The organism is Lelliottia sp. RWM.1 (genome assembly GCF_016859735.1).
Lineage (GTDB): Bacteria > Pseudomonadota > Gammaproteobacteria > Enterobacterales > Enterobacteriaceae > Enterobacter.
This window is the reverse complement of the sequence record NZ_WLVC01000045.1, coordinates 26,887-38,181: the sequence shown is the minus strand read 5'-3', so window position 1 is coordinate 38,181 and position 11,295 is coordinate 26,887. Positions and strand designations below refer to the sequence as shown.

2 protein-coding genes and 1 pseudogene are annotated in these 11,295 nt (G+C 55.9%); all 3 read right to left on the bottom strand.

Going from position 1 to position 11,295, the window contains the following annotated elements:
* Window positions 1-2,681 (bottom strand): hemagglutinin repeat-containing protein (locus GF617_RS27585; RefSeq protein ID WP_375290962.1); only part of this gene is annotated, 2,681 nt, incomplete at its 3' end.
* 330 nt (window positions 2,682-3,011) lie between these two features.
* Window positions 3,012-9,581, bottom strand: a pseudogene (locus GF617_RS27580) (hemagglutinin repeat-containing protein); the annotation flags it as partial.
* An 18-nt stretch (window positions 9,582-9,599) separates the two neighbouring features.
* Window positions 9,600-11,249, bottom strand: a complete 1,650-nt coding sequence (locus GF617_RS22310; RefSeq protein WP_239006582.1) for a ShlB/FhaC/HecB family hemolysin secretion/activation protein — start codon at window positions 11,247-11,249, stop codon at window positions 9,600-9,602.
* Window positions 11,250-11,295 lie beyond the last annotated feature (46 nt).

Genomic DNA, 11,295 nt, shown 5'->3' with positions numbered 1-11,295 from the left:
GGGCCGCCATCGACAGATTCCCGCCACTGACTCCCGCCCCTGCCAGACCACCCGCTATCGTCACCAGGCTGCTGACCCAGACGCTTCTCATCCGCAGTCAGTTCACTCGCCGTCCTGTTTCCATACAGCGCACTTATCAGATGCTCCATCATCCCGGAGCCTGTTATGGCTCCTGCCGCCCCGGCCTTCATTCCCTCTGAACCTCTGCCACCAGACACTTTCGTCAGGGCTGCTGCAACGATACCATGCAGCGCCGCACGGGCCGACGCTTCATCCACCTTCCTTACCAGCGAGGCCAGAAGCGGAGCCGCTCCGGCTGCCGCTCCTGCCTTCAGGTTACCACCCAGCGCACCTGCCAGTAATCCCGCCGCGGCGCTCCCTTTCGTCCAGAACTCACTCCCCGGACCGTAGTCTGTAACCTGATAATCAGGGTCTGCTTTCAGCCTGGCTTCCCGCTCCTCCGCTGTCATGTCACCGGTCAGTTTGCCTTCTGCCGCCAGCTTCTCTTTCAGCGCCGCATTGGATTCTTTTGCCTTCCGTTCTGCATATTTTCCGTACACATCCAGCGCTGACGCTGCAAGGACGCTCCCTTCACTCTGTACCGCCAGATTATCCTTCACCTTCTGCACATCACCCGTAACATCCACACCCCGGTGGATATTCTCCGTATCCCGGCTCAGCCCTGCGATATCCTGTTGCTCGTTTGCCGGGTCCCGGATAATGATGCTGCCGTTACTGATGGCTGATGAGGTCGTGCCACTGATGTTCCTTTCAGCATGACCTGTGCCGATGGCCGGAGACACGTTACGGTTTTCACCACTCCCGCTCCCTCCCGCACTGCCCGAAACCGCCACCGTGTAACTGTCGCCGGAGGTTTTACTTTCGTTATGAATATCCCTCCAGCCAAGCGTTCCGGTCTCCAGCCTGTTTTTGTCACTGTCCGCTTTGGAAGCAATCACCGCACCATCAAGCTGGGTGTGATTACCCACCCGGATATCAAAGCCCCCGTCCCCGGCGCGAATACCGCTCTGGTCTGTGACGCTCCTTCCACTCTGGGTGACATTCTCACCTGAAGCGCTGACTGAACCGGAAGATGCTCCATAGCAAATCGGTGGGATGCACAGGCTGAGGCCTACGCCTGATGAAGATTGCCGACTGTCGTAGGATGCCGTGTCCTGGACGCTGCTGATGGTCAGATCACGCCCGGTATTCATCACCACGCGGTGACCTTCCAGTTCAGCCCCATTCAGCGTGGTGTCACGTCCGCTGCTGATCGTAAGCTGGTCTTCAGCACGGATCACGCTGTTGGTGTTACTCAGTGACTGGCTGTTTTCCTTACCTTTCTGTTGTGATGCCCCCAGTTCAATGCTGATACCGTTCTGCGAGCCAATCAGGCTGACGCCTACGCCTGCGCTGAACTGGCTGCCACTGTTTTTGCTCTGGCTATTCTGCGTGTTCTGTGACGCAGTAAGCAGGATATCCCGTCCCGCATCAAGTACCACCTTTTTACCGCCAATCTGTACGCCCTGGCCGACAATATCGTTGCGGGCGTTAATGACGACGCTCTCTCCAGCGTTCACGGTCGTGCCATGGGTGTTCGTGACGTGGTAGGAATTGTCCTGCGAGGAAGAGCCCACCGTAACGGAGACTTTGCCCTTGACGACAGCAGAGTCCGTCATCATCCCCTGGGCGGCAGTCATGCCTGCCTGGCCTGTTCTGATGGCGGTGAGCCGCGCATCATCACCGTCTTCCACGCTACGAGCTGTGCTCTCTGCCGCTTTTGCAGCATCAACCGCCCAGCCACCGGCAGCGGCGGTCACACCGTACTGCGAACTGTTGCTGTGGGCTTCTCCGTCGCGGGTGTCACGGCTCACATCAAACAGCACGTTCTCGCCACTTAAACTTACCGACTGACCAGCGCGGACATCCGTCCCCGAAAGCGAGAGGTCGCCTCCGGCCTGCGCAATGATGTTGCCGGTCTGGCTCGTTAGCTGGCTACGCTGCCCGAACTCAGTGGTAGCACCCTCCTTGCTGCTATGTTTCTCCCGGCTGTAACCTGCTGTGGCACTGTAGCCATCGCCACCCAGTGTGCCAATCGTTTTGCTGCTGCCTCTCACATCATTTTGCGACGTGTCGCGTCCGGCAGTGACCGTGATGTTGCCTTTCACCGCAGCAAGCATCAGGTCTTCTGTGGCGGTGAGTTGGCTACCACTGATATTCACGCTGCCCTCACGGCTGTTGACGTAAATATCAGAACCCTGAATGACCGACGCGTTCTCTGTCGTGCGGGTCCCGCGGTTGCTATCCTCCGACTGCTTCATCCCCCCCGGCAGAAGCTGGCTACCATGTTTCCCTCCGCCCTGGGTAGCACGGGTAGCACTGCCTGCGGTCGGCATCTCCGAGGTGACGTTCCAGCCGCTGGATTTACTACGGCTACTGTATGCCTCCCGGTCGGTGGAGGTCGTGATATCTACGTCGCGTTTCGCATCCAGAAGCACCGCTTCACCGGCGTTGATCTGGCTGCCTGCAATCAGAATATTGCCGCTGTTGCTGCCCCCCTGTTTACCGGTGGCCGTCATCTGGATATTGCCAGCAGCAGCAAGACTGCTGCCGCTGTTGAACTCACCCTGGTAGTGCGACTCGGCGGAAGACTTACTGCGCCCCGCAGAGACAGCAGCCATCTGCCCAGGACCATCCGAAGCCAGTGCAGCCCCTTCTGCACTGAGTGATTTCACCTTATCAACGGTACTGTTTTTACCACTACCGTCCTTCCCGCGCACGGTGTCACGCACATTACGTACGGTGTCCTCAAAGGGCGCTTTCACACTGACGGTAATACCGGAGGATTTGCTTTCGTGCTTCGCTGATTCAGTAACGGTATCCCGTCCGGGGATAATGACGATGTCGCTGCCCGTAATATCGATATGCCCGGTGGCGCGGGTAGTGTCATCTTTCGCCCGTCCGGCCATCACATCGGCTGCACTCAGCGTGACCTGATTTCCGGCACTGATGATGACGTTACCACCAGAGGTTCCCACCATACTTCGGGCATCGCTCTGGGTCGTTTCTGCCCCCTTACGGGTATTTTTTGACGACTGCGAGCCGATGGTCACACCAAAACCTGAACCACTGCTGAAGACGCCGGATTTCTTCGTCTTCTTCATGTCGTAGAACGTGTCGGTGTTGGTTGCCGCTTCGACCGTCACGTTGTTTCCGGCTGTCAGCGCCACGCCGCGTTCAGCAGCAACGGATGAGCCCTGAAGCATCAGGTCATTACCCGCACTGAGAATCACACTTTCCCCTGAAAGTTGCGTGCCTTTCTCACGGGAGTGGCTTTCCTCGTGGAGGGTGTGGGTGGTCTTCTTGCTGAACATCCCGCCGGAGGTTTTTTTCTTCTCGAGGTATTCGTAATCACTTTCGGTGGAGGTGCTGAGCGTGATATCCCGCCCGGCGACCACAGCGGTTTTGCCCGTGGCATACACATCTGCCGCCTGCGCGGTCACATCACGACCAGCAACCACGGCAAGATGCTCCCCCGCAGTGATCTCGCTGCCCTGCTGGCGAACAGACTCATTAATCTCTTTTTTGTTTTTTGAGCGGTAACTGTTGCCTTCGCTGGCAGACTCTGCCATCAGGTTCACATCTCGTCCTGCCTGAACGGCGACGTTGTTTTCCGCCGCGACGCTGGCAGCCTGGCTGTTCACATCACGCCCTGCTGTCAGCGTGAGGTTTTTTCCGGCGGTTACCGTTGAAACAGCGGCATGGCTTTCATGACTCTCTGATTTACCGTTACGATGACTTTCATTTTCCCGCGCAGCATTCAGGTTAAGGTCATTTCCAGCAGAAAGCAGGGCGTTATCCTGTGCACTGATATCTGATGCAATGATATTCAGGTTGTTATCCGCAGCCATCATCACACTTTTGCCTGCGCTGACGGTACTGCCCTGATGCGAGGTGGCGCTACTGCTGACTTCCCGGTTCTTGCGGTTACGGTGACTGTCGCTTGCGGTGATCTCATTCGCGGCAATACTGATATCGTTACCGGCGAACATGCCGAGCGAACCACCAGAGGTGACCTCCGCCCCGGTGATGTTAATGTTCCTCCCGGCATCCAGTGACAGCGAGTCTGATGCAGTTATGGTCGCGGTTGAGCCAGTATCGGTCCCGCTAAGATGCGTGCGTGCGTCGCTACCCCCCCACTTCTGCGTCTGCGTGATGTTGTTAATGCTGCCGGTAATACTCTCCAGCGCAACGGCTTTACCGGCAATCGCCGACCCCACATTGTTGATATCCCCGACTGCGCTCAGGTTGAGGCTGCCACCTGCGTTAATAAGCCCCGCATTCAGGTTGTCGATGCTGCTGGCGCTGTCGAGCGCGAGGCCATTCTGTGCAGTGAGAGTCCCTGCGCTGTTGGTGATATTCCCCGCCGCAAGCTGTACGTTATTCCCGCTGATCACGCCGCCATGGTTAAGGGTGATATCTTTCGGAGAAAGGTAGAGTTTCGGCACCATCACGGTCTGCCCGTTGAGGGTCGCAGACTCCCACCACAGAATACTGCCGGAGAGGCTGGCAACCTGTTCAGCGGTCAGTGACACACCAAAGGTGAGTCCGAGACCTTTCTGTTGTGATGCGGCACTGTCCATCAGGTATTGCATCTGCTCAAGGTCTGAACCGAGCCCCTTGATATAACGTGAGCCGGTCTGGTTCAGCAGAGCATTTGACACATAACGGGTATCAAAAACTGCATCGCCGAGGAAACGGTAGTCTTTTTCCGGGCGCAGCCCCAGACGATCGAGGAAGTATGCCGAGCCAAGGAACGTTTTTTCATCGCTCCATCGCGCGTCCGCATGCGGAGCCTGACCCGGTGTCATCCCGAGGAGTCCATACAGGCCGTTAAACAAACTGCTGTCTACATTCCCGAGCCCTTCCAGCTTCGGATTCACCGTAATCAGATACGGGCTGTCAGGGTCTGTCGATGGCACAAAGTAACCGTTATTGCCAGACGGAAGCGGGTACAGACTGCTGTTGGCGCCTGAAATGGCCACCAGCCCGTCCGCGATATCGCTCAGTCCACCGGGGCCGCGGATCCCCGTATTGTCGACTGCCGCCAGTGATTCACCACTAAAGCTATTGCCGATACCCTGCGGTGTCAGCGTGTTCAGCGAAGGTGCATTAATCGTGTTGCTGATACCACCCGCATTCGCCGTGACGGTGGTATTGCCGATGTTGTTTGTGAAATTCGCACTGAGATTGCCGCCAGCGCTGATAATGGCGCGATAGATCGCGCCCGTCTGAGACTCAGTATTATGACCTGTCACACTAAACGTCAGACTGTCACTGCCAGGACGAGTGACTTCCACATCAACGCCACCACGGCTGGATAGATTGTCCATATAACTGACAGAGTCTGTAGCCACCTTTCCATCAAAGGAATAAATTAAATATTCTTTTGTTGTCCCGTCCTGCCAGGATTGATTATTAAAATCGCCCCCTGACAGTTGTATATCCCGATTAGCAAGAATAACGCTGGCTTCATTATTCAATGACGCGGCATTTATGCTGATATCTCGTCCAGAGGCAATTCGTCCCGCCCCCCCCTGACTGGTTACGTGAGTAGCCGATTCAGAGAGGATAAATTTCCGGGATAAATAATCCTCGAATGGAGCATAGTAAAATTTGTAATAGGTTATGCAGAGCCCTTCAGCACAACCGCCTCCACCGTGGAAAGTTCTGGAATCGTAATACACCCCAACACTACCTTCAGGCATATCATCAATATTAACGGCAATCTTTGGTTCCGCTGCTGAAGCCACATTCTCTGTCGTTGTAGCAGTTAACCCTTCCCTGTGATTTAGCAAACTGGCGGTTTTAACCGTAATATCGCCCTTCTGCGTCTCAATATTCCCCGATGTATTTACCACCTGGCGGTTGGCATTCCCGACCGCATCTCTCTGCATCCAGAGATTATTGCCCGCCAGTATGTCGCCATAGATATTGTGAATGCGATCAGCAAACAGCTAGAGGTTATGACCCGCGTAAATCAGGGTGCTGTTGAGCAGGGTCCCAGCCGCACTCATCGTCAGGCTACCCGCCGTCCCGGTAAAACCGTTGACGGTGATATTGCCCCGGCTGGCCAGATACACATCTCCCCCAGCCCGGAGCGAGCCGGGGGTATTTTGCAGGATGTGCTGCGCACTGAACGTACTGTTACCACTGCCGAGGGTCAGTTGCGCATTGTTGACAAACTCGCCCCCGGCATTGAGCACGATGGAATTGCCCTGCATCAGCCTGTTGTTTGTGACGGCATTCTGCGACGTCACGGACAACGTTTTGCCTGCGGCCAGCGTAGCGTTGTTCGAGAGCGCGTTAATCAGTTTCAGTGTGGTATCGCCCAGCGCAACGACCAGACCCCGACCACTGAAATCGCGCACATCAAGCAGCAGGTTGCCCGCGCTGTAAAGTTTACCGCTGTCGGTATGACTGAGAGAGTCCCCTTTTACCGTCAGGGAGGCAGTACCGAGCGCCGTACCGCTGCTGGTGAAGCTCCGATAATTCACCAGCAGATCCGCCCCCTGAAGCGTACCATTGTTGGTCAGCGTCGTGCCTTTCAGCTCTGCACGATCGGACGTTAGTACGCGCCCACCGTTCACCGTATTCACCACATCCAACAGCAGCGTGACGGCCTGCATCAGCCCGTTGCTGTTGTTCATCAGTTCCGGTGCGCCCAGCGTGAGTTTCCCCCCCGAGATGAGTTTCCCGTCGTTCTGTATGCGGGTGCGGGCCTCCACGGAAGATTCACCGCCGCCCTGAATCGTGCCCTGATTGCTCAGCGTTGCTGATGATAGCTTCAGCGTATCCTGGCTCAGCAGCACGGCTCCGGCGGTATTGCCCAGTTCCCCGGAGACATTCATCGTCAGCGATGCCCCCCGAACCTGCCCGGCATTCGTGGTACTGCCTGCACTGAGATTCAGACTGCCACCGCTGAGCAGTTTCCCGCCGGTCTGGTTATTCAGGCTCTGTTTCAGGGTGGCTGACAGTGCATCGACCCCGGTGATCTCTCCGCTGTTTGTCAACGCATTTGCGTTCAGTGCGAGGTTTTTCGCGATCCACTGTCCGCCGTTCGTCAGCGTCAGCGCCGATAAGGCCATTTCGCCGTTTGAGGTGATTTTGCTGCCGGTTACGCCGGTGAGGTTATTGCTGATTTGCGCGTCCAGTAACTCTGCCGCCTGAAGCGCACCGCTGTTCGTCAGTTTCTGCGCATGAACGAGTACCCGTTTCCCCTGCCATTGTCCTGTATTGTTTAGTTCGCCGGCAGTGACGGACAAATCGCCCGCAGTCAGCAGCGATCCCTTTGCGTTATTAACCAGTGACAGAAACGGTGAGGCCATATCCGGACGAGTAGCCAGCGTGAGTGCCGCGACCCCGGTGATCGCCCCGTTGTTGGTGATGCGGTCCTGATAAAGGGCGACATTATTCCCCTGCACCGTACCGCTGTTATGAAGCGTATTACCTGTAACCGCAAGATCACCGGCAGACAACAGGCGGCCGCTGCTGATGATATGTGCCACATTCAGCGTGGCGTTGTTCTGGCTCAGCAGTTCGCCGGTGTTGTTCAGCGTCCCGGTAACCGATGCCAAAAGCGCGCCCTTTGCCAGCAAACTGCCGCCCTGTTGCCAGTCATGAGCATTAACGCTGATACCGTTTCCCTGGATCTGTCCTGCGCTGGTGAGTGTCGTTCCCGAAAGGCTTAATATCCCATTTGTGAGCGTGCGGGAGCCAGCCTGTAGATCAAGAGTACGCCCGGTCAGGTTCAGTGAATCGTCACCCTGTAACAGTCCGTTGTTGTTGATGTGTTCTGCGTTAATGAACAGGACGTTGCCTGCGACAGTGCCGGTATTCGCCACGGATTGCGTAAGTACATGAATATCTCCGGTTGCCAGTAACAGGCCACTGTTACTGAGGCTGTCGTTTTCTGTCTTCAGCGTCTGCGCCTGGGTGATGCCGCCATGTGTCAGACGGCCACGGGTCTTAATGGCAAGACTGTCTCTGGCCGCCTGTGTCCCGTCGAACTGTGCGTTCTGTACCTCCACGCTGACGCTGTTACCCTGCGTCTGTGCCGTGGCAGTGGTTTTCAGTGTGTTGCCTTTCAGGATCAGACTGTCACCCGAAATGGTCTGACCGGACAGCGTGATATCGCGGGCGCTGATATCCAGAGAACGGCCAGCTTTTAGGCCACCGGTACTGGTGAGATCGGTGGCGATGACATTCAGAGTGTTACCCTGGAGAGTGCCGCTGTGGGTCAGCTCACCCGTTCTGACATGAGCATCCGTTCCGGCAGCCAGTATCCCGCTGTTGCTCAGACTCCCGGTATTAACAACGAGGGATTTTCCGGCAACTGTGTTGCCTTTCATCATCGCATTGCCGGTGGCACTCAGGGTGACATTGCCGCTGGCGTTTGTTTTGCCGCTATTGTCCTGGTTGAGTGCATGGCCGCTGAGCGTGATGTTCTGCGCGGCAGTCAGTTCCCCACCGTTCTGCGCAATCAGCCCGGACGAGGACAGCGTCAGATGCTTATCGGCCACCAGACGGGTCTGATTCAGCATCAGGGCATTTGTCCCGGTGACATTCAGGTTTCCACTGGTTTTGTTATCGCCGGAAAGGGTAACGTCCGTTGCGGTGATGGTCGTGTTACCAGTGGCAAGACTGTCCTTCAGGATCAGTTTACCTGCTGCATTCAGCGTAATATCCCCCTGGCGGGCATTGAGGTTGCCGAGGTTTACCCCAACGCCACGCTCTGTCGAGGCCAGCCGGATACGGTTCGCGTACATTCCACCAAGTGCACTGGTATCAATTGCGACGGTCGGGGCAACACCTTCGCCCTTTATGGGAGTAATGCTTCCGTCTGCGCCAACCCGGTTAGCCCCGGTTGTCACCGTTAAATCTTTCGCATGGAGCTGCGCGTTGATGTCTGTTGCACGGGCGATGATGGACACCGCATCTGACTGGCTGGCATCCAGCCCTGCCCCATTGATGGTAATGCTGCCTTTTGTAACCTCCAGCGCCTGGAGGCTACCGTCGGCGCTCATCACCGGCTTGCCGGTCGTGAGCGTCGCCTGCGGTGTGTTGATAAAGCCACAACCATCACAGGTAATACCGTAAGGGTTGGCGACCATGACGTTTGCGGCTTTACCTGCAACTTCGGTATAACCCTTTAGCTCGGAACGCTTACCTCCTGTCACCTCATTAATAATGCCTCTGGCTTCCTGTCCAGCCTTCAGGTTCGGGTTATTCTGGATAAGACCGCCTAGCTGCGTCTGGTTCAGTTTGCCGGTGGCGTTATTGAGGATCAGCCCTTCTTTCCCGACGTTATAGTCGCCGTACTGGTTATGGGATATTCCCGCCCCGTTGGGCGTAGCAATATTGACCACCGGCACACCGTTACCCGCTTGTTCCATTTGTGCGTTGCCGGAGGGCGTTATCGCTGCGCCGATGGCAGGTAATAACGGCTGCCCCGCGATGACGGCACAGATGGCATAACTCAGGAAACGACGACAGAAAGAGACGGAGTGACGGTTATCCATAACGGTTAATTCCTGAGATTAAAAAACCAGCGCCAGACGGTAATAAAGGACAACGTGGTCAGGGGCGAGCCAGTCGGGATACTTAAGCGGAACGCCAACGGTCAGTTGTGACGAGTAATAACGGGCAGAAGACAACACTCCCACAGCACTCCCCCACAGAGTCCCGGAGGAGTACCGACCATATTGGTCAGAGTGAAGCCAGCCGCTGTCAATGGCGGCCAGGGTACTGACCTGTCCGATGTACGGAAGTGTAAAAAGGGAATAATTCAGCTCATTGCGCAGATAACCGCCGTTGTTACCGGAAATCATCTGCTCCTTAAAGCCACGCACCGAGCTTTCGCCCCCGATACTGACCTGTTCTGCACCATACAGTCGGTCAGGTGACCACTGACCATACGCACTCGACAGCCACCACAAACCATCCGTAACAGGGCGCTGAAAGCTGGCACTCAGTGACCATTTACGGAACTGGCTCTTCGGCTGGTCCTCTCCTTTGCCGTGATCGGTCTCCGCATCCAGCCACGCCATACCGCGCGTGAAAACGGGGTTCAGCGTACCAACACCGCCCAGGAGTTTATGCGTGTGGCTCAGCCCGAGAGAAAACGAGGTGAGCTTGCGACTGCTGCTCTCAAGCAATACATCATCGAGATAATTTCGGCTAATACGGTGCTGTAATCCGCCCATTAGTGCTGTTTTGATATTACCGTTGCGAAACAATACATATGAGAGACCCAAACGGTGGGTTTGTGTGTCACCCGTGGAACGCCACAGCCAGCCGTTGTTATTAACGGTACTGAGGTAGTTGCTCAACGAATAGCTGTAATCCAGAAGAGAATACCCGTATGGCAGGCTGAATCCTGCGGCCACATTCTGTGCATCATAAGCATTCGAGAAATCGCTGCTACGACCACCGCTGATAAACCACGAATCCGCCAGACCAAGCGGATTATTCACCGACAGGTAACCGCTGACCTGCCCCGTCCCGGTGCTTTTCTGCCCGCTGTTGTCGAAACTGACCGAACCCGCCACCGGGAGTTCGGGCGTAGCCGCCAGATTAACCACTGACCAGCCCTCTTTCTCTCCGGGGAGAATTTCAATCTGCACCGGTTCGCGGCGGGTACGGTTAATCTGTTCCATGCCCTGTTCAATATCGCGCAGATTTAAAATACCGCCTTCCAGCCCAGGAAAGGCCATCTTCAACACCCGCGGCGCTTCACCGTCCATTTTCATCTTTTGCAGACGCCCTTCCATCACAGTGAGATGAAGACTACCGCTGGAGATGTCCTGTTCGGTGAGAAAAGCACGGCTGGTGATATATCCCCGGCTAACGTACCAGTCCGTCACGTTATTGGTCAGCTGCGTCAGTTGTGCCATATCCAGACAGCGGTTCAGCCAGGGGGAAAGCAGTTTTTTCTGAACGGCAGGCTTAATCAGCGTGGCGCCATCAAGAGATATGAGGTGAATATCAAAACAGGGGCCAGCAGAATCGGAGGATGAAGTGAATTCAGGTGTCCGTGGCAGGGAAATACTGCGTTCAAGTTCGTCTCGCTGAACCTGTTCGCGGCGCAATAACTCAGACTGCTGCTGTTGAATGGTGTCACGGTCCGACGGGAAAAGCGGCACTGCCTCCACACCTGCACTCAGCATCACCAGAAGTGATACCGTCATTCTGAAAAGCCTATCCCTGCTCATATAACGTCACGTTCCTCTGTAT